Here is a 25,457-nt window from a genome sequence, read left to right as displayed (position 1 = left end):
GCGTTCAGCGCCCGATCGTGGGTGCAGTTCTATGATCATCTCGACCGGGGTCGCGGCCGTCGGTGGTCGCCTCCTCGCAGAACTGTCGAGCACCTCGAAGTGTGGTGCTCAGCCTTCGCTGGCTCTCCCGGCCGTCGAGGCGCACGTCGGGGGGCCGGACAGTGTGCTGTGGGCCCGGAGGCCCTTGGGTAGCTGGGAGGTGTCGAGACCGTCACTTCTGGCAATGGGGGCACCGAGCTTGTGACGGCTGAGGGCGTCGGCTCCCGCAAGATCGCGCACGCCGCTTGCGTTGGAGAACGCGAGTTCCAGCAGGACAGCCGCCAGGTCACTGGCATGTACCGGACAGTAGGTGCCGTCGGTGAACAGGACGCCGGCTCGCCTGCCAACCACCAGATCGTGCACCAGGCGTACGTGCTCAGACCGCTGGTCGCCGATGATCAGCGAAGTACGAGCGATCACCGCATCCGGACACACGAGGCGTACGCCTGTTTCCGCCGCCACCTTCGCCGCCCCGTAAGGAGTGAGTGCGTCCGGAAGGCAGGACTCGTCGTAGGGTCGTCGAACTGGTGTGACACTCATACGGCCACGATCAGTAAGTAGGCTGTAACGGTTGTACAGTCGTTGCGGAAGTCACGGGGGGTGTGGTGAACGGCGCGACTCTGCCGCCGCGAATCGGTCCGTATCTCGTCGAGCGGCGGCTCGGCGCCGGTGGGATGGGGGAGGTGTACCTCGCCTACTCCATCGCGGGTGAACCGGTCGCCGTCAAGGTGATCCGGCCCGACCGCACGGATCCGCACACGCGCGCCCGTTTCGAGCGCGAGGCAACCATCGCGCGTACGATCTCGGGAACGGGCCGTGTGGCCCGTTTCATCGACGCGGATCCTTTCGCCGAGCAGCCCTGGCTGGCCATGGACTACGTCCCCGGACGCCCGCTCTCCGACATCGTGAAGGATCAGGGTCCTCTGACCGCGCCACTCGTGGCGAGCCTCGGCGCACTCCTGGCCGAGGGGCTCGCCGCCGTGCACGCAGCAGGTCTGGTGCACCGCGACCTGAAGGCGCAGAACGTCATCCTCGGCGACTTCGGACCCGTGATCATCGACTTTGGCCTCGGCGCCTTCGTCGGGGCCTCCAAGGGGTCGCTGACGCAAGCCGGCTCGGTCATCGGCACGGTGCGCTGCATGCCGCCCGAGCAGGCCATGGGTGAGCTGGACGTGACGCAGGCCGCCGACGTGTACGGCCTGGGCACCGTACTCCTGTACGCGGCGACCGGGCACTACCCGTACGACGGCGCCCGGTGGGAGGCGGTTGCCGCGCAGGTGGTCAACCCGGAGGCCGGTCCTGATCTGTCCGGGCTGCCTGATGAACTGGTTCCCGTCGTGACGGCCATGCTGGCGCACAAGGCGGACGACCGGCCCTCCCTGGAGGAGGTGACCCGGCAGTGTGCCGATCTCCTGCGTCTGCTGGGAACGAGTCCAGCCCGTGCCCGGCGCGCTCTGATCCAGGAGACGACGGCGGCGGACCATCCCACGATGGTGTTGCCGCAACCTGATGCGCCGATGCTGGACCGGCTCGACTCGCTGGAGCGGCAGCTGCGCGCAGAGTCGGAATCTCCGGCGGAGAACGTTCCTGCCCCGGCGCCGGGCCTGGAATCGGCTCCGGACGCGGCATCCGAGCACGAGCCGGAGTCCAGGAGGGGGAGCCCGGACAAGCTCGCACCCCGAAGGGGCCGTCCTCTTGCTTCCCGCAGGGTCGCCGAGGAGCTACGCGAGCGCTACGCGGCCAAGCCGACGCTCGCCTGGTCGAAGCGCTGATCCGCTCCCCCGTCTGTCAGCGGCGGGGGCCGGTTCAGGGCGTTGACCACCTCCCGCCCCATATGTGCACACTGCACATCACCGATCACAGTCCACAGAGGAGCACCACGTGACCACGGCGATGCAGCCCGAGGTTCCTGAGGCGCGCGACGCTGATGCGACGGAGTCTGCGTATCCGGCCGGCGCGAGGCCGGTCTTCGCCCCCGGTGCCCAGGTGCGCATCCGGGACGAGCAGTGGCTCGTGAAGTCCGTCGCGAAGTCCCGTGACGGGCTCATGGTCGAGGTCAGCGGGGTCTCCGCGTTCGTCCGTGGCACGGACGCGGTCTTCTACTCCGGCCTGGACCAAATCGACGTACTCGATCCGCGCAAGACCCGGCTCGTTCCCGACGACACCTCCAAGCACGCCAAAGCCCGCCTCTACCTGGAGGCGGTCATCCGCAAGACCGCTCTGCCGCAGACCGAGCACGGCATCGCGCTCACCGACTCCTTCCTCATGGACCGGCAGGAGCATCAGCTGCGTCCCGCCGAGCTGGCGCTGTCGATGCGGAACCCGCAGCCGCGGCTTCTGATCGCCGACGTGGTCGGTCTGGGCAAGACCCTGGAGATCGGCATCACGCTCGCCGAGCTGATCCGGCGCGGGCGTGGCGAGCGCATCCTCGTGGTCACGCCCGCCCATGTGCTGGAGCAGTTCCAGCGCGAGCTGTGGACCCGCTTCTCCCTGCCGCTGGTGCGCCTGGACTCCACCGGCATCCAGCGCATCCAGCAGGAGATCCCGGCAGGCCGGAACCCCTTCGCCCACTTCAAGCGAGTCATCGTCTCCGTCGACACCCTCAAGTCGGCGACGTACGCCCACCACCTGGAGAACATCACCTGGGACGCGGTGGTCATCGACGAGTCGCACAACCTCGTGAACAAGGGCACCCGGAACAACGCCCTCGCCCGCCGTCTCGCCGAGCAGACCGATGCGCTGATCCTGGCCTCCGCCACCCCGCACAACGGCGACGCCGAATCCTTCGCCGAGCTGATCCGGATGCTCGACCCGGCGGCGATCGCCGACCCCAGGAACTACAAGGTCGCCGACCTCGACCACCTCTACATCAGGCGCACCAAGACCGACCGCGAGGTGCGCGACGGCCTCAAGGGCAAGCCGTGGGCCGAACGCGGTCCCTCCCTGCCGGTGCCCGCTCCTGCGACGCCGAAGGAGATCGCCGTCCTGGAGAAGCTGGCGGGCGAGTGGACCCCGGGTGACCCGAATCGTTCGTCGGTCTGCGCCGACCCGCTGGTCGGCTACAACTTCCTGAAGGCGTTCCTCTCCTCCCACGTCGCCCTGCGGGAGTCCCTCGCCAGGCGCCGTGAGTACCTGAACAATCCGAAGAGCGGCACGAGGAAGGGCGGCAAGTCCAAGACCGCGGCGGACGACGCCGCCCGCCGCGCCGCTCTCGCCGCCGAGAGCAAGGCCCTCGCCGAACTGGAGGCGCTGGTCGCGGACTTCACCGATCAGGACTCCGCCAAGCTCGACACACTCGTACGCACACTCAAGGACGTCCTCGGTGTCGGCCCGGCCTCCGAGCGCCGCGTCGTGATCTTCTCCGAGCGGGTCGACACGCTGAACTGGCTGGCCCAGGTGGTTCCGGCCCGCCTCGGCTTCAAGAAGAAGCACCAGCCCAAGCCCGATCAGACGCGTCCGTGGAAGGCGTACGGCGGCGCCGTCGAGGTCATGCACGGCGACACCACCAACGACCAGCAGCAGCAGGAGATCGTCGACCGCTTCGGCCGGCTCGAAGAACCGGTGCGGCTGCTCTTCACCGGAGACATCGCCTCCGAGGGTGTCAACCTGCACCATCAGTGCCACGATCTCATCCACTACGACCTGCCCTGGTCCCTCATCCGGATCGAGCAGCGCAACGGACGCATCGACCGCTACGGACAGGCGGTCAGCCCCGAGTTCCGTGCGCTCATCCTGACCGCCGACGTACCCTGGCGCCGGGACGAGGAGAGCGGCGAGATGCTCACGCTCGACGACCGGCTCGTCGGCACCCGTCTGCTGCGGCGTGAGGCCCAGGCGCACGAGATCGAGACCGGCGAGGGCAGCGCCGAGGCTGTCACCGGGCTCTACAACGACAAGAAGGAAGAGGACCGTCTCACCCGCGACCTCATCAAGGGCGGTACCGTCGAACGCTCCCTGAAGCAGTCCCGGCAGGAGTCCGGCGGTGTCCTCGCCGGACTGCTCGCCGGCGCCAACGCCAGGCTCGCCGACCCGACGGCCGCCCCGGCCACCGTCGGCAAGGCCCCGGTTCCCGAGGCGGACATCCCCCATGTGTTCGCGAACACCAAGGCGTACTTCCAGGCCGCGGTGGAGCTCATCTACCCGCTGGCCGAGCGCGAGGCCCTGGACTGGAAGCCCGAGACGGCGGGTGGGCGCATCGAGTTCACCCCGCCCGACGACCTCCAGTACCGCTTCCGGGAACTGCCGAAGTCGTACCTGGAGCAGGAGAAAATCCTCACCACCCCCAAGCACGAGGGCACGCTGCGCATCACCTTCGACAAGAAGTACGCCGCCGACCGGCTGACAGCCGCCCGCAACGCCAAGCAGGGCAAGACCGGCCAGCCCACCTCCCAGTGGCCCAATGTCTCCTATGTCTCCGACATCCACCCCGTGCTCGACTGGGTGACGGACAAGGTCCTCGCCAAACTCCGCTACGACGAAGCGTTCGTCCTCGCCTACCGGCCCGACGTCGACAAGGCCAAACGGATCGACGCCGCCCTGCCCACGGCCCTCACCGGCCCGGTCTACCTCCTTCAGGGCGTCTACTCCAACGCGGCGGGCAAGCCGACGGTCGTGGAGTGGATGGCCGTCACCGGCCTCGCGGAGGGCGCTCCTCGCGTATGGCGCATGGACTCGGCGTTCCTCGCCGCCTGCGGCGTGGGCCCCGACATGCCCGGTCGTGGTCGGCCCGTCGATCCCGACCTCCTTCAGGCACTGGTCCCCGCGGCCGTCGACGCGGCCGAGACCCACCTGCGCGAGCGCCGCGCCGACTACGACCGGCAGGTCGACTCCTACCTGGCCCCGTACGAGGACCGGGTGCAGGCCTGGGAGCAGGGCGCCCTGATCGCCGTAGGCAACCAGCAGCGCCGCCGCAAGGAGGTGTACGACACAGCCGCCCACCGCCGCGACCTCGTACGCCGCCTGCGTACCGACGGCGACCCGATGCTGCGGGTCCTCGCCGTCCTCGAACCTCTCCACATCACCGCGTCCGCCGCGCAGGCCGAGGAGCCCGCACGATGAGCTACACCTACGACTCCTTCGCCAACCGCGGCGAATACCTCTCCGCCCACTACTTCAGCGAAGAGCTGGAGAACACCCTCAAGAAGAGCAAGGCGGGCGACGAGGGTCTGTTCACCCTCTGGACCAACCGCGAGACCGACCCGCACGACCCGCGCCCCACTCCCCGCGAACTGCTCCCCCGGCTCCGCGGTGAGTACCAGGCCACCGTGCGCCCCTTCCTGGCCTCCCGCGCCCAGCAGGAGGAACCCGGCAGCACCTACGACGACCCGACGGGCGAGTGGGCCGAGCACCTCACCGCCTGGCACACCGCCGTGCTCAAGGCCCTCGGCTACGGCGGTGACCGGCCCGAGCCGATCACCGTGCACAACGCTGGCCGGGACTACGAGCTCCAGGCCGCCTGGCACGGAGACGGCATCGTGGCCGTCGACTGCGGCTGGACCGCCACGCTCGACCACGCTCTCGACCCCGAGAAGGCAGGACGGCTCCTCCGCCCCCTCAAGACCGCCGACGGTCTCCTCGAAGTAGGCGAGAAGCTGGCGGGCTGGCTCTTCCAGAGCGAGCTGCACGAGCCCGGCGGCGAGGCTCCTCGCTTCGTCCTGCTGCTCTGCGGCGGCGTGCTCGTCCTCGCCGACCGTGGCGCCTGGGCCGAGGGCCGCTACCTCGCCGTCAGCCTCGACGCGGCCCTCGCCCGCAACGACACGGCGAAGGCAGGCGAACTCGCCCTGCTCGCCGCCCTCTTCTCCCACGACATGCTCGCGCCCCGTCCCGACGGCAAGGGCCGGCGCATCGACGACCTGCTCAAGGCGTCCCGCGACAACGCCGTCGGAGTCAACTCCGAGTTGCGCAAGGGGCTCCAGCGCTCGGTCGAGATCATCGCCAACGAGGTGCTGGCCCGGCTGCGCGAGGCGGACGTCGAGCCACGGGAGATCGAGGACCTCAAGCAGGGACCGTTCGCCAAGCAGCTCACCCGCGAATCGCTGCGCTACCTCTACCGCATCCTCTTCCTTCTGTACGCGGAGGCACGCCCTGAGCTGGGCATCCTGCCCGCCGAGGACTCCACGTACGAGGCCGGCTACTCGATCGCCCGGCTGCGCGAGTTGGTGGCGCGGGAACGAAAGCTGGTCGACGAGGAGAGCCGCAAGGGCTCCCACTTGTACGCCTCCCTCGACGTCCTCTTCAACAAGGTCAACTACGGCCACCGCCCGCACGGCACCGAACCGGACGACCACAAGCCCGCCGACGAGCGCAGCGAGCAACGCGGCCTGCGCTTCGAGGCGCTGCGCAGCGAACTGTTCGACCCGAAGGCGATCACCCTCATCGGCACCCGCGTCCTCGACCCCCGCTGGGACGAGGACGGGGACGAGGAGCCCCGGTGGCTTGACCTGCGCCTGCGTAATGAGGCTCTCCACCAGGTGCTGCGTCTGCTCACCATGAAGGAGGCCGGTCAGAAGGGGCGACAGGGCGGCTTCATCTCCTACCGCAACCTCGGGATCAACCAGCTCGGCGCGGTCTACGAGGGCTTGATGTCCTACACCGGCATCCTCGCCGAGGAGGAGCTGGCCGAGGTCGCCAAGCCCGGCGCGAAGAAGGGCGGCAAGCAGTACGGCGACCCGGAGAAGGGCTCCTGGCTCATCCCCGCGGACCGGCTGAAGTACTACCCCGAGAACACGCATGTCGTGTACTCCGCCCAGGACGCAGAACAGTACGGCCTGCGCGGCCCGAAGAAGTACCCCCCGGGCACGTTCGTCTACCGCCTGGCCGGCCGCGACCGGGAGACCTCCGCCTCCTACTACACCCCCGAGTCCCTCACGAAGGTCACCGTCGAGCTGACGCTCAAGCACCGCCTCGACCAGGAGAAGGACGCGGAGGGCAACACGGTCCGGACGCGGGCGAGTGAGCTGCTGCGCTACACGATCTGCGAACCCGCCCTGGGATCCGGCGCGTTCCTCAACGAGGCGATCAACCAGGTCGCCGAGGAGTACCTCAAGCGCCGCCAGGAGGAACTGGGCGTCAGCCTGGACACCTCGAAGACCCTGGACGCCAAGCAGAAGGTGAAGGCGTACATCGCCCTCCACAACGCGTACGGGATCGACCTGAACGCGACGGGTGTGGAGCTGGCCGAGGTGTCCCTCTGGCTGAACACCATGCACCCGGGCATGCGGGCGCCGTGGTTCGGTCTGCACCTGCGGCGCGGCAACTCGCTGATCGGCGCGCGGCGATGGGTGTACGAGGCGGAGCGCATCAAGAACGAGCGGACGATCGGTGCCCAGACACCTACCAAGCTGCCTTTCCGAGCGCCCGAGGACGGTGCGAAGCAACCGCTGCCGGAAGGGGCTGTGCATCAGTTCCTTCTGCCCACGCCAGGGTGGGGTGCGGTCGCAGGAGCGAGCGGCGATGCGAAGAAGCTGGTCGAGCAGCTCGCCGGGCCGCAGGTGGAGAAGCTGAAGGCGTGGAAGGGGGGCGTCCAGACCAAGCCCAAGGCGACGGGCGGCAAGAGCAGCCAGCTCGCCCGGTTGCAGGCCGCGGCCCGTCGGGTCGAGTTCCTGTGGCAGCTGGTGGCCAAGCGCATGGAGCTGAGCGAACGGGAGATCGCCCGAACGATCGATGTGTGGGGTACCGACCGTGCGGAGGACGCGGAGGAGTACGCCTTCCTCCGCCGCGACAAGCAGAACGCGGACCGAAGCCTGCCGCTGACCAAGGAGCAGGTCTTCAAGGACCTCTTCGACGCAGAGGGTTCCCCATACTGGCGGCTCAAGCAGGTCATGGACGCGTGGTGCGCGCTGTGGTTCTGGCCGCTGGACAAGGTGGCGCTGCTGGACGGGTCGGACGCGGAGTACGCCACAGCTCCGGTGGTGACGGCACAGGCGGGCGCCGACCTGGATGCGCTGCTGTCGTCGGTGACCGGGCAGACCGTCGAGGCCGGGCATTCGCCTGCGCCTGAGCCGACGCCCGCACCTCAGTTCGTCGAGAACAAGCTGCTGTTCACCATGGACGGTGACCAGATGTCCTTCGGCGAAAGCGGGGACGACGACGCGCTCGTGGTGAAGAAGGAGGTCAAGAAGGGGCGTGGCTCCTCCGGGCCGAGGAAGCCTGCGGGCGTGGCGCGCCGCCGGGACGTCATCCCACTCGCAAGCCTGGACGACTGGATCGCCTTCCTGGAGTCCATGGTGGGCACGGGACCGATCCCGGAGGACACCTTTGCCACGACCGTCGACTCCCTCAAGGAACTGAAGGCTCTCGAAGACCTGATCCAGGCCGAGATGGGCATGGATGACGCCCGGAAGGCGGTGGAGACGCGGTATCCGTGGATGCGGGTCGTCCGTGACATCGCCGAGGAACAGGGGTTTCTGCACTGGGAGTTGGACTTCGCTGGCGTCTTCGTCAGCGAGGCCGGGGGCTTCGACCTTCAGGTGGGCAACCCGCCGTGGGTGCGGCCGGAATGGAAGGAGAACCCGGTCCTCGCGGAGTACGAGCCGTGGTTCATGCTCGCGGAGAAGCCGAAGGCGGAGGACAAGAACCGGCGGCGAGAGGCCGAGCTGGCGCGGGAGGAGGTGCAGGAGTATCTGCTCGGGGAGGTGACGAATACGGTGACGATGGCGAGCTATCTCTCGGCGTCGCCCGTATACCCGTTGATCTCGGGTAGCCAGCCAGATCTGTATCGGGCGTTCATGTGTGAGGTGTGGGACCACGCCGGGCGCGGTGGTACGGCCGGAATGGTGCACCCCGACACCCACTTCGCGGGCGACAAGGAAGCCGAGCTGCGGGCAGCGGCGTACCGGCGGCTGCGCGTGCATGGTGACTTCGTCAATGCGGGCAACCGCTTCTTCCCACCGCCGGTGGGTCGGTCCAGCCACTTCGGCGTGCACATCTACGGGTCCGAAGGCGAGATCGCCTTCGACTCTCTGTCGTGGCTCTTCACAGTCGACTCGCTCCGGTTGTCCGCCTCCGCCGAGGACGCCGGTGCCGATCCCGGCGTCAAATACGACGGCGACTGGGACGAACGCCCCCACCCGAAGCGTGTCATCCGCGTGACCCCGGAAACTCTCAAGCGGTGGCGTCGGCTGGCGGGTGATGAAGGACCCCTGGAGCACACGCGTCTGGTGACGCCGGTGAGCACGGCGGAGGACCCGGCGATCGACGCGCTCGGCACTTATCCCTTGCGCCTCGGTGCGCTGGACCCGGATATCACCCGTGGGTACGACGAAAGCGGTTCCAAGAAGGCGAAGTTCGGCCCGAACAAGGATCAGCGACTGATCGACTACAACACGGGTATCGACGGCCAGGAGGACTACCACGCGCAAGCGTGGAGCGATGTCATCCTCAAGGGGCCGCAGATCGGCGTCGCCAACCCGATGTTCAAGCAGTCCAGCCAGGGCGGCGGCGAGGTACGCGGCCTCGACCCGAGGGCACTCGCGGACGACGCGGTGCCGGAGTCGGAGTACCGGTGCGTGGCTCCGCGTGATGTGTTCCTGGGCGAGCAGGACAGGTGGCCGGACTGGGAGAAGTACGAGGCGCTGCTCGCGTCGGAGGAGGAGCGGGCTCAGGCGCGGCTCCGGGTCGCGGAGAAGCGTAAGGTGCGGCCGGAGGAAGTCGAGGACGAGCAGGTGGAGAAGTTCCTGCTGGCCAAGGCGAGTCATCCGTACAGCGAAGACTTTCGGGTTGCCTGGCGCGAGAGGGTGGCGCCCGATACGGAGCGCGCGCTCTACGGGGCGCTGCTCCCGCCTGGTGCAACGCACGTTCACGCAGTGCGTTCCGCGAGACTGAGGACAACGAGCCTCACTTCCCTCACTGCGGGCTTCCTGGCCGCGCTGCCGATCGACTATCTGCTTCGGACCGCAGGAGTCGGGCACCTCGACGTTGCCCAGGCCCGGCGGCTGCCGGCACCGCAGAGCGAACATCCTCTCGCCTCCGCCCTTCTCCTCCGCACCCTCCGCCTGAACGCTCTCACCTCCGCCTACGCCGACCTGTGGACCGAGCTCTATGACCCCAGGTGGCCCGGCTACGAGCCCTGGGCGATCAAGTGGCCCTATCTCAACACAGAGCTGCACAAGGTCACCCCTACCTGGCAGCGCGACACCCCCCTGCGCACCGAGTACGCCCGGCGCGCCGCCCTCGTGGAGATCGACGCGCTTGTCGCCGTATGGCTCGGGATCGACGCGGACACACTCATCGTCATGTACCGGGCCCGTTACCCCATCACACAGGACTTCGACCCGGTGACCTGGTTCGACGCCAACGAACGGAAGCTGGCCGGAGACCGGTACACCTACGGTTTCGACCAGACCAAGGACCACTGGACCCAGTTCGAGGCCTACCTGAAGGACCCCGAAGCCGCCCCCGTCCCCGATGGCTACACCGCCCCCTTCTACAAAGCCGACCGCGAGCACGAGATGCGGGAAGCGCACGCCTACTTCAAGAAGCGCCTCGACGAAGCCGTGGCGAAGGGTCTCTGGGACCCGGAGAAGATGGAGGTCCCGGATAAGTGAGACCGACCCTCGAAGCACAGGGGCTGAAGGAGAGCCTGCTCCAGTACCTGTCCACGACGTACGGCCTCGCGGACGAGGGCGCCCGCAAGGCCCTGCACGCCTTCCTCGGGGACGAGACGACGGGCATGTTCCGCGGCCCGTACCTGCGGCTGCGTACGCCCTTCACCCCGGCCGAGGACGGCTGGCAGCAGCACCTGGACTGGGTGCGTGCCGACGGCTGGACGCCGTACGCGCACCAGGCCCGCGCCTTCGCCCGGCTCACCTCGAAGGACGGCCACACGCCTCAGCCCACCCTGGTCACCACGGGCACCGGGTCCGGTAAGACCGAGTCGTTCCTCTACCCCGTACTCGACCACTGCGCCCGCGAGCGCGCCGCCGGGAACGACGGGGTCAAGGCGGTCCTCCTCTACCCGATGAACGCCCTCGCCACCGACCAGGCGGCCCGCATCAACGGACTGCTCACCGAGTACGACGAGCTGAGCGGCGTACGCGCCGGCCTGTACATCGGGGACAAGGCGGCCACGCACTACGACAAGGTCTACACCCGCCGCCAGGACATGCAGCTGTCCCCGCCGGACATCCTGATCACCAACTACAAGATGCTCGACCTGCTGCTCCAGCGTGCCGCCGACGCACCGCTGTGGGACAGCAGCGACATCCGCTATGTGGTCGTCGACGAGTTCCACACGTACGACGGCGCGCAGGGCACCGACGTGGCCATGCTGCTGCGCCGCTTCGCCATCGCCGTCGGCGCCACGAGGCCCGGTAGTCCGCTCGGCACGATCACACCCGTCGCCACGTCCGCGACCCTGGCCTCCGGCACCGACGAGGACGGAGTGCGCCGGCTCCTCTCCGTGGCCACCAACGTCTTCGGTACCGAGTTCACCGAGGACGCGATCATCGGGGAGGACCGGCTGACGGTCGACGAGTTCATGCTCGACGAGTCGGTCCCGGACGCGAAGTTCCTGCCCGGCCAGGCCACGCCCCCCGAGGCGCTGACCGCACTGCCAGACCCCGCCTCCGGCCCCGAAGCGCTCGCGGACCTCGCCGAGGCCGTCACCGGAACCCGTACGACCGATCCGTTCACCCTCGGTGCCTCGCTCAAGCGCAACCGGCTCACGTACGCGGTGCTGAACGCCTTCGACGGGACCGTGCACACCTACGACGAGGTGCTCGACGTGATGCGCCGCAGTGGGGCGAAGAGCTGGGACGAGGCGATCACGACACGGCCGCAGATCGCCGCCCTGGCGCTCGCCCGCTTCGTCGCCCTGCTGTCCGTGGCACGTGACCCGGACGCACCGGCCGCGCTCAGCCGTCCCCTCGTGCAGGTGGAGGTGCACCAGTGGGCGCGGTCCGTCACGCGCGTGCTGCGTGGCGTACTGCCGTGGCCGAAGGCCGAGTTCGCCTGGGACACCGCCGGGGCTCAGAGCCGGCTGCGTACCACGCCGGACACGACCACCTCACGCGACACCAAGATCTTCCTGCCCGCCGTGTACTGCCGCGAGTGCGGGCGATCCGGATGGTCGGTCCTCGCTCCGGAGTCGGACCTGGAGGAGCTGGAGTTCGAGGCGCACAAGATCCGCCGCGCCACCGTCACCGCCGAGAGAGCCAAGGTGCGCACCTTGGTGGCAGCCACCGACAACGAGGCCCGTGAAGGCAACGGTCGTACCGCCATGGACCCGGCGGCACAGAGGTCGCTGACCACCGGCGGCGCAGGTGTGCTAATGGTCCTCGACGGGCCCTCGCGGCGCCTGCGTCTGCCCGACCCCCAGGCCGACTACGACGACGAGGGCAACCCGCAGCCCTCCGGCCCCGATTCGGCTTTCGTCCTCGTCCAGCTCGGCGACACCGCGGAACGTGCCGCCAAGGACGACTGGTGCCCGGCGTGCGGCACGCACAACGCGATCCGCTTCCTCGGCACCGGAGCCGCCGCGCTCGCGGCCGCGTCCGTCACCCAGCTGTTCACCGGCGGGGAGATGGACAAGGAGCAGCGTGAGACGAAGACGCTGATGTTCAACGACTCGGTGCAGGACGCCGCGCACCGGGCCGGATTCGTCGCCTCCCGCTCGTACACGTTCTCCCTGCGGGCATTGTTCGCCAAGCACTTGAGCGAGGAGCGGCCCAGCGCGCTCAACGATCTCGTCGCCGACGTCGTCGCGGCCACCACCGATCGCGAGACGCTCGCCGCCGTCGTCCCGCCGGACCTGCACGACGACACGGGTGTGGCGCGTCTGTTGTCGGGCAAGGGCCGGGGCGGAGACAAGAAAACCTGGGACCTGATCGGTGAACGGTTCGCATTCGAGGCCGTGATGGAGTTCGGCCACCGGTCCCGCAACGGCCGTACCCTCGAACTGACCCGCACCGCGGCCGCCTGGGTGGACATTCCCGACGAGCGGGAGGCCGTGGCGCTCGTACGCGCCGCCCATGAAGAAGCCACGCACCGTGGGTTGGCCCTCACCGAGCACGACGACGCCCGCTATCTGGCCTTCCTGCGTGGCCTGGTGGAGCGGCTGCGCACGCGGGGAGCGGTCGGGCACCGGTGGCTGGAGAAGTTCCTCGACGAGGCGGGCACCAGCCGTTACTACATCTGGGGCGGCCGCCCGCGCGGCATGAAGGCCTTCCCCAAGGGCGTCTCCGCGCCGGCTTTCCTGCTCGCGCGGCCCAAGCAAGGCAGTGAGTTCGACTTCGCCGCCGGGCGCCTGTCCTGGTACCAGACCTGGGCGCAGCGCTGCTTCGACATGACCCGTGAGCAGGCCGACGAGTTCTGGGTACGGCTGCTGCCCCGGCTCACCGATGCGGGACTGCTCGCGGCACGCACCCCCGGCGATACAACTGCCCGGCTGTACGGCCTCCAACCTGGCGCCGTCCGGCTTCAGTTGCTGTCGGACTCTCAGGTCAGCGAGGCGTACGTGCGCTGCCCGAAGTGCTTCTGGGAGCAGACCGTCCACCCCTCGCTGCTGGCGCAGTATCACGGTCAGCCCTGTCGGGCGTACCGCTGCACGAACGGGCGGCTGGTCGCCGGTGACCGGTGGCTGGAGACCGTCGACCGGCACGACCGGGACCGCGACTACCGCGACGACTACTACCGCAGCCTGTATCGGCGAGCGGGTACCTACCAGGTCATCACCGCCGAGCACACCGGTCTGCTCTCCCGCGGCAAGCGCGAACGCGTCGAGGAGGCCTTCCGCAGCGGCAAGGGCTTCAACGACCCCAACGTGCTGTCCTGCACGCCCACCCTGGAGATGGGCATCGACATCGGCGACCTGTCCGCCGTCGTCCTCGGTGCCCTGCCGCGGCGGCCTGCCAACTACGCCCAGCAGGCGGGCCGGGCTGGACGCCGTACCGGCAACGCCTTCCTGCTGACCATCCCCGACCGCTCCCGCCGCGACCTGTACTTCCTCGACCGGCCACGCGACATGATCGACGGCCGGATCGTGCCGCCCGGTTCGTACCTGTCAGCCATCGAGATCCTGCGCCGCCAGTACACCGCCCATCTCCTCGACCTCGCGGCGCGCGGCCGGCTGCTGCGCGAGGACGGCAGACCGCTCGCCGCACTGCCGCGCCGCGTCGACGAACTGTTCGGTCCCTCCGGTTACCTAGCCGACTTCACCGAGGCCGCCCTCGCCCACGGCGAGGAACTCGTCGCGGGCTTCCTCGCGCTGTTCCCGACCGGCGTGAGTGAGACTGCCAAGGAGGAGCTGAAGAAGTACGCGGTACGGGGCATCCGCAGCGCGATCGAGAAGGCCGAGCGCGAGTGGGAGCGCGAGAACCAGAAGCTGCGCACCCGTATCCGTACCATCCGCTCCGCGATCGACGAGCTCAAGGAAGGTGACGACGATCAGGCCCGCACGAAGGCGGAGCTGGAGGCCGAACTGGGCGCCATCTCCAAGCAGGGCGCCGCACGTCAGCGTCAGCCCGCCCAGACCGTGCTGTGCGATCTCGGCCTGTTGCCCAACTACGCCCTCATCGACGCCACGACCACCCTCGACGCCACCGTCTTCTGGCCCGAGGGCACCACGCCCGAGGGGCGTCCCCGCTACCAGTCGAAGTCGTTCTCCTACGGGCGTCCGCGCGGCTTCGCCCTGTCCGAACTCGCCCCCGGCAACACTTTCTACGCCGAGGGTTACAAGCACCGCATCACCGGCATCGACATCGTCACCGGCCGGGACCAGGACTGGCGCCACTGGCGCTTCTGCCCCTCGTGCGGCTATGTCCGCACCGAGGACGCCGAGACCGATATGACGCCCTGCCCACGCTGCGGGGAGGCGGACATCGCCGACTCCGGTTGTCTGTGGCAGATCGTCCAGCCCAGTGTCGTCACAGCCCGCGACAAGCGTGAGGACGCCAGGATCGGCGACGAGAGCGACGACCGCGATCACCGCTTCTACTCGGTCGTCGACATGGTCGACATCGATCCCCAAGACTTCGCAGTGGGCAAGTCCTGGCGGCACACCAAGGAGATTTTCGGCGTCGACTACACCCGCAGGGCTGTCATCCGCCGCGTCAACACAGGACCGCTCAGCGTCGGCGCCCAGGACAACGACCAGCTCGCCGGGCGGCCCATACGTATCGCGCCGTTCCATGTGTGCACCGCCTGCGGGGCCGCGAGCGCCGACGGCCGTCCGGTTTTCGACGACGACCGCGATGCCGTGGACAACTCCGCCAACCGCCAGCGCGAACTCAAGCACCACACCCCGTGGTGCCCGCTGCGGCGCGGCAAGAAGGGCGTACCCCAGGAACCGGTCCTGCTCGCCCACGAGCTGGAGACCGAAGCGCTGCGCATCCTGCTGCCCGCGGCGACCGTGCTCGTCGACGAGAAAGTCCACTCCTTCCAGGCGGCCTTGCGCCTTGGCGTGGACGATGCCTTCGGCGGTGACCCGCAGCACCTCGACACCACCCTCGCCACCATGCCGGACCGTGACACCGCGGAAAAGCGGCACTTCCTCGTCCTGTACGACCGCCTTCCGCACGGCACCGGCTACCTCGACCGGCTCACCGACCCCGCGAACTTCCGGCAGGTACTCGAAGGGGCGCGCCGGCTCCTCGTGGAGTGCCCCTGCGAAGGGGAAGGCGGTCCGGCCTGCCACCGCTGCCTGTACCGCTACGCCGACGAACAGCACATCGAGCGCGTCTCCCGCCAGGCCGCCCTGGAGATCCTCGACGAGCTCCTCGGCACCGAGACCGACGCCTGGGACACCAAGCCGGTCGGCAACACCGACCAGATCGGGCTGGACGGACAGGTCGAGTCCGACCTCGAAGCACGCTTCCTGAAGGCCCTGCGCGGGTGGGCCGGACAGCGCGCCGACGCCGTGCTGGAGGAGAGCGGCGACAACAGTGCCTATCTGCGTCTGGACGAGGTCGGCACCGTGCACGGGTGGCGTCTGACCGCCCAGCGCAACGAGGGTTACACCCGTACCGACTTCACCTTCGAACGCACCGACGGGCCCAAGCAGAAGATCACTGTCTATCTCGACGGACACCGCTTCCACGCCACCCGGCGTCACAACCGGCTCGCCGGAGATGCCGACAAACGCAATCGGCTCCGGGCCGAGGGGCGTACCGTCTTCCAGCTCACCTGGGACGACCTCGACACCTTCGAACGACTCACGAACACGTCCGAGTCGTCGGCGGACCGGGAGCCGGCCGAGCCGGTCTGGCCGCCCTACCCAGCCAGTGCGCAGGACCTAGCCAAGCAGCTCTACGCCGACCGTGGTGGTGACGACCTCGCCTCCACCGCCTTCACCGACCCGATGAGCATGCTGCTCGCCTACCTGCGCAGCCCCGACGACGCTGCCTGGGGCAGGCGGGCGGCGGCCGTGGTGGGCGGGCTCCTCGGAACCGGCCAGGAGATTCTCGTCGACAACGGCACCCCCGGCCAGACTCGCCAGATACTCGACCTCCTCCTCAGCGCCTGGGGCCGCGCCGACGGCATCGATCCGGCACCTGTCCAGGGCACGGGCACGCTCAACCTGTTCCAGACCTGCGACCAGTCCGGCCTGCCCGTCGCCTTCCTGGTCGACGGGGCCACCGGCCACTGGACCGCCCTGGCGTGCCTCGACGACACCGAGCCCGACCAGCTCGGCACACTCGAGCACAAGGCGCGCTGGCGCGCCTGGCTCCAGTGGTGCAACATCCTGCAGTTCCTCGCCCACGACGGCGGTGACGGCGTCCAGCTGACCACCGCAACCGCGGGCCGCTTCGACACCTCGATCCTCAAGGCCTTCGGCGGTGTCGGCGAACTCGAGTCCCTCGTTGCGCGGTACGGCACCGGCGCACCCGCGCCACAGCCCGTGCCCGCGGAGGTGTCCCCTGCAAAGGCGTCCAACGACACACCCCTCGAAGCGGCGCTGCGGGATCTGCTGTGGGACCGGGAAATCCTCGTATACCTCGACGAGGACGAACCCGACGCTCCCCTCACCCGCCTCGCCCATGCCTTGGCCGACGGCGGCAAGAAGGCCCCCGCATACGGCTACGAGCTCGGCGAACGCCGTTGGCTCGCCGACTTCGCCTGGGACCGCGGCGACCTGCGGATCGCCGTCATGGCCGAGCCGTACGACCAGGAGGACGACGAGAGCGAGAAGACCTGGCGCGCCTACCGCGACGCCGGATTCACCATCCGCTCGGCCGACGACTGGCTCGCCGATCTCGACGCTCTCCTGGCCACTCTCCCCAACGCCACCGCCCACCCCGCCTCCGACGAACAGAGTGCCGCACGATGACCGCACGCCTCAGCCTCTACCAGAAGGCCGAAAACGAGCTCTACAAGATGGACTCGTCGGTCAAGACGAAGTTCTACGACTTCTGTCACCAGTTCCGCCGCGACCCCGATCACCCGAGCCTCGATCTCAAGCCTCTCAAGGGCGACGGCCGCATCTTCCGCGCCAAGATCGACCGCTCGTACCGGGCCCTTCTCGCCCGGGCCGGTGTCAGCGCCGACGGCGTGCAGCAGTGGCTGATCGTCGCCGTCCGCCACCGCAAGGACGTCTATGAAGAGCTCAGCGTCGCCATCAACCGGATCACCGGTGAAATCGAGTTCGTCGACCTCGGTGTAGTCGGCCAAAGTGTCCTTCAGCGGGCGGGACTCCAGCTCACTCCGGCCCCGGACGAGCAAGCCGCACCCGCGGCGGAGCCCACGCCCGCGCCGGTCGTGGCAGATCAACCGCCCACCCCTGCCGAACCACTTCTCGTCGGCTGCACCCCTGAGGACCTGCGCCGGCTGGGTGTCGCCGACGCCCTCATCGACCTCGCCCTCACCGTCACGACCGATGAGGAACTCGACCAACTCATCGCCGGTGCCCCGCGTCTGACCGCCGAGGTCCTCACCGGGCTCGGCTCCGGCATGTCCGTCGAGGAAGTCGAACGCGAGATCACCCAGCCTGCTTCCACCGAACTCGAACCTGGCTTCGAGAACGACATGGCGGCAGCCCTGACTCGCACCGCGGTCACCACAGTCGACGACGACATCCGCAACGTCCTCGCCGAGGGCGACTTCCGCGCCTGGAAGGTCTACCTCCACCCCACCCAGCGCAAGATCGTCGATCGGAACTACAGCGGTCCCGCCCGCGTCAGCGGTGGCCCCGGCACCGGCAAGACCATCGTCGCCCTGCACCGCGTCGCCCGTCTCGCCGCCGCTCTGCCACCCGGCCACGGCAAGCCGATCCTGCTGACGACCTACACCAAGAACCTCACCGCCGACCTGCGCTCCCGGCTCACCTCGCTCATGGATCCGGCGCTGCTGAGCCGGGTCGACATCAAGCACATCGACCAGCTCGCCCAGAGCGTCCTCAACGAGAACTCGGCCCCTGGCTCTCAGCGCAGCCTGATCACCGATGACGCGGCCCTGGACGTGCTGCGTGAAGTCCTCTTCGAACACGACGAGCAGCGCTGGGACGCCGAGTTCCTCTTCGACGAATGGGAACAGATCGTCCTCGGCCAATCCCTTGCCACCCGCCAGGACTACTTCAAGGCCCGCCGCGCCGGTATGGGGCGCGCTCTCAGCCGTCCCGAACGCGCTGTCATCTGGAAACTACTCGACCAGTTCACCCTGCGCCTGAACGGACTGGGCCGTGAGACCTGGGCGCAGGCCGCCGAGCGGGCGGCCCGCTACGAGATGGAACGCGCCCGCAAGATCCAGCTCCGGGCCGAACGCAAGAGGGACATCGGTGGTGGCGACCTGACCCACCTCGACGACAACAGCTCCGCGATACGCTACCTGCGTCACCGCTACCGGCACATCGTCGTCGACGAGGCTCAGGACCTCAGCCCCGCCCACTGGAAGATGCTGCGTGCCATGGTCGCCCCCGGCTCGAACGACCTGTTCATCGCCAGCGACACCCACCAGCGGATCTATGACCGGCAGGTCACCCTGTCCACAGTCGGCATCAACATCCGCGGCCGTTCCTCGAAACTTACCCTCAGCTACCGCACCACCCAAGAGATCCTCGATCAGGCCGCCAAGGTCGTCCGCGGAGTCACCTACGACGACCTCGACGACGGTACCGAGACCCTCAACGGCTACCACTCCCTGCTGCACGGCCCGGCCCCCGAGTACGTTGCCTGCGACGACTGGACCGACGAGATCACCCAGCTCGCCGAGGCCCTCAAGAGGTGGCGCGAGGAAATCATGCACCCCGCCGAGGACGGCACCGTACGTGACCCCAGCGGCACCATGGCGGTCTGCGTCGCCGACGGCGACATGGCCGGCCGCGTCGCCGCCGACCTGGAGCTCAAGCACGGCATCACCACGGCCACCCTCACCAAGGACGGCCCACAGGGCAGCGGCGAGGTCCACATCGGCACGATGCACCGCTTCAAGGGGCTCGAATACCAGAAACTTGCGGTCGTCGGCGCGAGCGCCGGCATCCTCCCGCGCACTGCAGTTGTCGAGAAATACGAGACAAGCGACCCCAAGCGGTACGAACGCGAACTCAAGAAGAGCCGTAACCAGCTCTTCGTTGCCACCACGCGAGCCCGCGACGCGTTGCGCATCTCGTGGCACGGCAGGCCTAGCCCCCTCCTGCCCTTGCAGGGGCAGAAAGGCTCTGGCCTCGGTAAATAGGGAGCGGCAGACGAGGCGGGCTGTACGTGGGCGCCGGAAAACACCGCACCGCTGGACACATGGGCCAGGCGGCTGCCGTACTTCACGGCAGCCATCGCCAGGCGGACTGGGCCTTCAGTCGTGACCGCCCAATCGGCACCGCCGCTCGACGCAATGACGACGACGCGCGGCTTCACCTCCGCCATGACTGCTTCGATGCGGCTGCGGTCCCGCAGGTCCAGCGGGTGCCAAGCGATATCTGAAGCGCTGCCGGGCCTGGATGAGAAGGTCGCGGCCGCCGCATGTCCTGCCGATCTCGACTGACGGATCGGCTCAGTGCCGAGGAAGCCACTTGCGCCGACAACCAGGATTGTCATGGGGCGCCAGCGTAGGCCCGGGGCCGTGGCGGAGTTCGGCGCGCAGATTCTCCGGCCGGTGACGCCTCAAAAGGCGAGCGGACGTCCGGCTCGGGTCAGGCGGGCGACGGTGTTCCAGCTCATGGGCTCCCGTGTCCCGCACACGCCACGTACGCCCTTACAAGCCATCTCATTTGGCGAGTCGGCGGTAGCGGATGAGGGTGCAGGCGATGCTGGTGAAGGCCAGGAAGTGTTCGGCTTTGCGTTCGTAGCGGCGGTGGAGTCGACGGCAGCCGGCCGACCAGGACACTGTTCTCTCGACCACCCATCGGCGGCGGCCGAGTCGTTGTGAGGAGTCGACGCCCTTGCGGGCGGTGCGGTGGCGGATGCCGCGAAGTCGGAGCCATCGCCGCAGGTGGTCGTAGTCGTAGCCCTTGTCGGTGTGCAGTTTCGCCGGACGCCGACGGCGTCGCCCGCGACGTGAGCGAATGGGCGGGATACCGCGCACGAGCGGGACGAGGGCCTGGCTGTCGTGGGTGTTGGCTCCGGAGATGCCGACCGAGAGGGGCAGACCATTCCGGTCGGTGATCAGGCGGGCCTTCGAGCCGTACCTGCCCCGATCGACAAGAATCAGGCCGGTCAGCTCCCCCTTTTCATCGCCCGCATGGTCACCGAGTCGATCGCGCAGCGGGTCCAGTCCAGCTCGCCGCGGGCGCCGAGCTCGTCCAGCACCAGGCGGTGCAGCCCGGCCCACGCCCGCGCCCGGCTCCACTCGGCGAACCGCCGGTGCGCGGTTGCCCCGGACGGACCGAACGACGCAGACGGCAGCTGTTGCCAGGTACATCCCGAGGTGGTCACGAAGATGATCGCGGCCAGCACCTCCCGGTCACCGTGTCGGCGGCGGCCGCCGCCCTGCGGTCGTGTCGGAGCGGGCGGTACCACCCGCTGGAACAGCTCCCACAGGTCATCCGGCACCAGTCGTTCCACGATCGTCACGTCCGCAGACTAACGACTACACCAAATGAGATGACCTGTAAAGGCTGTCCTGTAACCGCTGATTGCGGCAGGCGCCGGGCTGTTTGTCTGTGCTGGGCGCCATTGAGCAGGCGCGGGGCGCGGGCGTTGTCAGTGGGCGAAGGCACACTGACGGCATGAGCGTCTCTTCGTCCACCGCAGCCGACGCGTCCCACACCTCTCTTGTCTGGGTGGAGTCGATGAGCGAACCTTTGATCGTCATCCCCGTCTCCGCTCTGGCTGCATGGCGCGGATGCACGCAGACCGGGGCCATCGTGGGAGACGCCACCGCTGCAGACGACTACGACCGGGCCTGCGCGGTGGACGGTCTGGCCGGTGTGATCACCGTTGGCTGTCAAGGGACAGTAGGAGTCCCCCGCTCGCGGACAGTTGATCTCCCCACTGATGGACACTGAAAGTCCCCGGTGGACAGTTGATCTCCCCGCTTGTGGGTCAGCCGAGGGGGACGATGCCTCGGCCGGTAGTGGCCTCGGAAAGACGGTGGCTGTCGCCCTGCGTGACGACGACGTGGGCGTGATGCAGGAGTCGGTCGACGGTCGCGATGGCGAGGGTCTTGGGCATAATCTCGTCAAATCCCGATGGATGAAGATTGCTGCTGACGGCCAGACTCCGCCGCTCGTAAGCAGCATCGACCAGACGGTAGAAGCCCTCGGCTGCGTCCGGCGAGACGGGCAGAAGCCCGATGTCGTCAACGATGATCAAGTCGGTCCGGGTGGTCCGACTGATGGCCTTCGAGACGGAGTCGTCGACGCGGTGACGGCGGATCAGAGCTCCGAGGTCCTCGATGGTGAACCAGGCGACCGTCATCCCGGCGTCGAGGGCCAACTGGCCGAGTGCCTCGCTGAAGTGCGATTTCCCCGTCCCCGAGGGGCCGACGACGCAGAGATTCTCGCGTCGGCCGACCCATTCCAGGGTCCGCAGCGCGGACTGTGTCGGGATGGGGATCGAGGACGCCTCCTCGTTCCAGATGTGGAAAGTCTTGCCGGTCGGGAAGGCAGCGCGGGTGCGGCGTGTGCGGAGGTTGGCCGCGTCGCGGCCGGCGGCTTCTTCCGCCAGCAGGGCCCGGACGGTCTCGGCGGGATCCCAGCGTTGGGCCTTCGCGGTGGGGATGATCTCCGTCATTGCCCGGCGGATGTGCGGCAGCTTCAGTCGCCGGGTCAGCGCGATCGCCTCGTCGAACGCGGCGCCGGACGTTGCGGCGACCACCGAAGCGGGTGCTTGCATGCGGGGCAGCGTCGCGGCGGGTTGGGCAGGGCTGTCGTTCATGAAACTGCTCTTTCCAGGTCGAGGCCGGTGCGGGATGCCCGCCGGCCAGGTGATGATGGTGCTGTCATGGGGGCAGATAGGTTGCCCGGATGGCTGACACTGACCCCCTGGTGCCTGTCCTCGCCGGACTCGTCGTCGATGTCGTCTGGTTCCTCGACAACTGCGAGGACGACGAGGTCGACCCCGACTCCGCGGTGAAAATGATGGAGAGCGTCGCCTGGGTGCTGGGGCGGCTGCCGCAGGACCAGCGCGACCGGTTCCTGACCGTCCTCGCGGACCTGGCCGAGGCCGAGCAGGACGCGGGACGACGGGAGTTCCTGGAGGCTTTCCCGTTCTCCTGCGGCCTGGTCGACGAGGAGCCCGAGGGCTCAGGTCGAGCCGAAGCCTGACCAGGCCGAGGTGCCCGGCTGCAGGCTGTGGGTCTCGCTGTGGCGGATCGGCTCGGAGTGGCGTGCTCATCCTGGTGGTCCAGGATCGACAGCAGGTCGCCCTCGGCGAACCGTCCGACCGTCGCGGCGGTGCCAAGAGCGCGGTCGACGTCGGTGGTGCCGTAGAGCTTGGCGAGCGCGACCGCGTCGGTCATCTTCGCTCTGATCCGGCGGACACCGGTCACCGCGGCCTCGACCAGCCAGGCCGCCGCCCCGGGGCCGATCGCCAGGAACCGGGCCTCGGCCGGGTTCGTCGGCTTCGGCGTGCGCTCGCCGCGCGGGGCGTCGGGATAGTGCTCATCCGCGATCCGCGGACTGCCCGGCATCGAGCGCGGGTGGCGAGCGACCTCGACCGCGCTGCCTCCGGTCATCGCGGTGACGATCAGCTCGTCGCCGTGGAATCGGACCCAGACGCGCTCGTCGACGAGCTGGTGCGGGAACGAGTAGCGGACCGACTCGACCGAGATGGTGGAGTCCTTCGACCCGGCGGGTTTCACCGAACGCGGTGGTGAACGGCTGCTCGGGAACCGGGTGCAGCCTCGGCCGTTCCTCGGCCAGCAGTTCGGCCGGGATTCGGCGGGTCTCGCGGTGGATCCGGCCGTTCACCTCGGCCATGAAGTCCTCGCAGACCTCCTGGAGTTCGGCGAAGTCCACGTACTCGGTTCGCAGGTTGACCGCGGTGGGGACCAGGTCCCGCTTCGCGATCCGGACCGTTGCCTCCGTTCCTCCCTTCGAGGCCGGGTCAGCCGGCATGCACGACCTGACGACCGTGCCGTAGTAGCGGGCGATCGGCACCAGCTCGGGGTTGCGGACCGCGATCCGGGCCACGTGCTCGACCGTGACGGTCTTCTCGTTGTCGGTCAGGCAGTAGGTCGGGGCCCCGCCCAGCTGCCGGAACGTCGTGTCCAGGCAGGCCGCCACGGTGGGCAGGGTCTTGTCGAGGACCGGGATGACCACCCGGAAGCGGGACCAGGCCAGCCACGCGCACCACAGGCTGGTGCGTCTGCCGTCGATGCGTGGGCCCTCGCCCCAGTCCCACTGCAGCCACATCGCCGGTTCGGGTATCCACGGCCGGAAGACCCTGCGGTTCCCGGCCCGTTAGGATTCCTTCGACGCGGCGACGGCCCGGCGCGTGGTGCGGTCGGTGCCGGTGAAGCCCATCGCCGCGATCTTCTTGTGAACAGCGTCGGCGCCGACCCCGCCGCGGGACCGTTCGACCAGTTCCTCGACCTTCGGCAGGAAGTCGTCGATCAACTTCGACCGCACCGCCCGCTCGGTCGGGTCGACCCCCTGCCCGCGCAGCTGCACGTATCGACGCACGGTGTGGTGGTCGCAACCGGCCAGCTCGGCCGCCTTCCGGTAACTTCCAGTGAGGTCGTAGGCCTCAAGAATCTCCATGATCTCCTCATCGCTCTTCACCCCGCCCACTGTGCGTTATGGGCTGGGTGTGAGCTGCCCCGAGTTTCGTAGAGTCCGCGATCGTGTGATCAAGCGGTCTGCGGGACTTCCTCCAGGTACGCCCAGTACGTCTGCTCGTACTCGTCGGGCGGCACGTAGCCCAGGGCGGAGTGGAGTCGTTCACCGTTGTACCACGCGACCCACTGGAAGACGGCCCGCTCGACCTGGTCGAAGTCCCGCCATGGCCCCTGATGTTCGATCAGTTCGGCTTTGAACGTGCCGTTGAGGGCCTCGGCCATCGCGTTGTCATAACTGTCCGCGACGGACCCGACCGACGCCGAGGCACCGACCTCGGCGAGACGTTCCGTGTACCGAATGGATACGTACTGCGACCCGCGGTCGCTGTGATGGATGAGATCGGCGTCCTTCTTGATCCTCTGCCGCCACAGCGCCATCTCCAGTGCGTCCAGCGGCAGGTCCGTGCGCAGGTGCGTGGCGGCCTGCCAGCCCACGATCCGGCGTGAGTACGCGTCCAGGACGAACGCGACGTAGACCCACCCCGACCAGGTGCGGATGTAGGTCAGGTCCGCCAGCCACAGCTGGTTGGGCCGCTCGGCGGTGAAACGGCGGTTGACCAGGTCCGGCGGGCGCGGCGCGGCCGGCTCGGGGACCGTGGTGCGGCGGCGCTGCCCGCGGATGACGCCCTCGATGCCGAGCTCGCCCATCAGCCGCTCGACCGTGCAGCGGGCCACCGTGTGTCCGGCGCGGACCAGGGCGCGGGTGACGCGGCGTGCGCCGTAGGTGCGCCCGGAGTCCTCCCACGCGGCTGTGACCAGCGGGATCAGTTCTTCGTCGCGCAGGCGTCGGGCCGACTTCGGCCGCGTCTTGCGCGCGAAGTACGTCGACGGCGACACATCCAGCACCCGGCAGACGGGATCGACCCCGAGGCCCTTGTCGCGCAGGTGGTCGATCACCTGCTCGGCCTCGTCCGGGGACGGTCGATCTCCTGGGCAAAAAACACCGAGGCGGCCTTCAGGATCTCGTTGGCCCGCCTCAACTCGGCGTTCTCCTTGCGGAGTTCCTTCAACTCGTCGCGCTCGGCGGTCGTCAGCCGGTCGTCACGCTCGCCGGCGTCCGCCTCGGCCTGGCGGACCCAGGACCGCAGGGCTTCCTTGTGGATGCCGAGGTCGCGGGCGACGTGGGCCACAGGGCGGCCGGTCGCGCGGACCTCGCGCACCGCCCGCTCACGCAGCTCATCGGGGTACTTACGGGGTGCTGGCATTGCTCGTGGTTCTCCTTACGCCTGGAAGCGTAACCCAGGCTTGAGGGACTCCACGAAGATCAGTACAGCTCA

At 68.6% G+C, this 25,457-nt stretch carries 10 protein-coding genes and 3 pseudogenes; 7 read left to right on the top strand and 6 right to left on the bottom strand.

The annotated features are described in order from the left end of the window. Positions 1–4: 4 nt before the first annotated feature. Positions 5–552, bottom strand: a pseudogene (locus tag CUT83_RS00170) (sugar nucleotide-binding protein); the annotation flags it as partial. Positions 553–644: 92 nt separating this feature from the next. Between CUT83_RS00170 and CUT83_RS00165 the strand changes: the two are divergent. The 5 genes from CUT83_RS00165 (at position 645) to CUT83_RS00145 (ending at position 19,641) form a co-directional block, all read left to right on the top strand. After that, complete coding sequence (locus CUT83_RS00165) at positions 645–1,811, top strand: serine/threonine-protein kinase (protein WP_101253861.1); 1,167 nt, start codon at positions 645–647, stop codon at positions 1,809–1,811. 109 nt (positions 1,812–1,920) lie between these two features. Further along, positions 1,921–5,097, top strand: coding sequence for a DEAD/DEAH box helicase (locus CUT83_RS00160; RefSeq protein WP_101253840.1), 3,177 nt, complete (start codon positions 1,921–1,923; stop codon positions 5,095–5,097). Next, entirely contained in the window at positions 5,094–10,583 is a 5,490-nt protein-coding gene (locus CUT83_RS00155; protein WP_101253839.1) for a hypothetical protein, read from the top strand. Before CUT83_RS00160 ends, CUT83_RS00155 begins: the two co-directional genes overlap by 4 nt. Beyond that, positions 10,580–17,302 (top strand): DEAD/DEAH box helicase, encoded by a 6,723-nt coding sequence (locus CUT83_RS00150; RefSeq protein WP_101253838.1) that lies wholly within the window; start codon positions 10,580–10,582, stop codon positions 17,300–17,302. The genes CUT83_RS00155 and CUT83_RS00150 overlap by 4 nt, the downstream gene beginning before the upstream one ends. Beyond that, complete coding sequence (locus CUT83_RS00145; RefSeq protein WP_101253837.1) at positions 17,299–19,641, top strand: UvrD-helicase domain-containing protein; 2,343 nt, start codon at positions 17,299–17,301, stop codon at positions 19,639–19,641. Before CUT83_RS00150 ends, CUT83_RS00145 begins: the two co-directional genes overlap by 4 nt. A gap of 14 nt (positions 19,642–19,655) precedes the next feature. On the opposite strand, the pseudogene CUT83_RS00140 reads toward CUT83_RS00145, so the two are convergent. Both CUT83_RS00140 and CUT83_RS00130 read right to left on the bottom strand, forming a co-directional pair. Then, a pseudogene (locus CUT83_RS00140) lies at positions 19,656–19,997 on the bottom strand (sugar nucleotide-binding protein); the annotation flags it as partial. A 169-nt stretch (positions 19,998–20,166) separates the two neighbouring features. Continuing rightward, positions 20,167–20,966, bottom strand: a protein-coding gene (locus tag CUT83_RS00130; protein ID WP_101253860.1) for an IS5 family transposase whose coding sequence is annotated in 2 segments (ribosomal slippage) — positions 20,167–20,618 and positions 20,618–20,966 — 801 coding nt in all. Because the reading frame shifts where the segments join, the coding sequence is not laid out codon by codon here. A 161-nt stretch (positions 20,967–21,127) separates the two neighbouring features. On the opposite strand from CUT83_RS00130, the gene CUT83_RS00125 reads away from it, so the two are divergent. After that, a complete protein-coding gene (locus CUT83_RS00125; RefSeq protein WP_338104331.1) occupies positions 21,128–21,406 on the top strand; it encodes an Imm21 family immunity protein in 279 nt (92 codons plus the stop codon). 37 nt (positions 21,407–21,443) lie between these two features. Here the strand turns inward: CUT83_RS00125 and istB are convergent, their stop codons facing one another. Then, complete coding sequence (gene istB / locus CUT83_RS00120; RefSeq protein WP_101253859.1) at positions 21,444–22,235, bottom strand: IS21-like element helper ATPase IstB; 792 nt, start codon at positions 22,233–22,235, stop codon at positions 21,444–21,446. 131 nt (positions 22,236–22,366) lie between these two features. Here istB and CUT83_RS00115 point away from each other — a divergent pair, with 131 nt between their 5' ends. Then, positions 22,367–22,666 (top strand): hypothetical protein, encoded by a 300-nt coding sequence (locus CUT83_RS00115; protein ID WP_101253836.1) that lies wholly within the window; start codon positions 22,367–22,369, stop codon positions 22,664–22,666. Here CUT83_RS00115 and istA read toward each other — a convergent pair. Both istA and CUT83_RS00105 read right to left on the bottom strand, forming a co-directional pair. After that, positions 22,646–24,124, bottom strand: a pseudogene (gene istA / locus CUT83_RS00110) (IS21 family transposase). The gene CUT83_RS00115 and the pseudogene istA sit on opposite strands and share 21 nt — an antisense overlap. A gap of 68 nt (positions 24,125–24,192) precedes the next feature. Next, positions 24,193–25,385 (bottom strand): IS3 family transposase gene (locus tag CUT83_RS00105; protein WP_101253822.1). Its coding sequence is split into 2 segments (ribosomal slippage): positions 24,193–25,121 and positions 25,121–25,385, totalling 1,194 coding nucleotides; the frame shifts between segments, so codons are not numbered across the junction. Between the last annotated feature and the right edge of the window lie 72 nt (positions 25,386–25,457).

The organism is Streptomyces barkulensis (genome assembly GCF_002843305.1).
Taxonomy (GTDB): domain Bacteria; phylum Actinomycetota; class Actinomycetes; order Streptomycetales; family Streptomycetaceae; genus Streptomyces; species Streptomyces barkulensis.
Note: the sequence above shows the minus strand (reverse complement) of the source record. Positions and strands in the feature narration are given on the sequence as shown.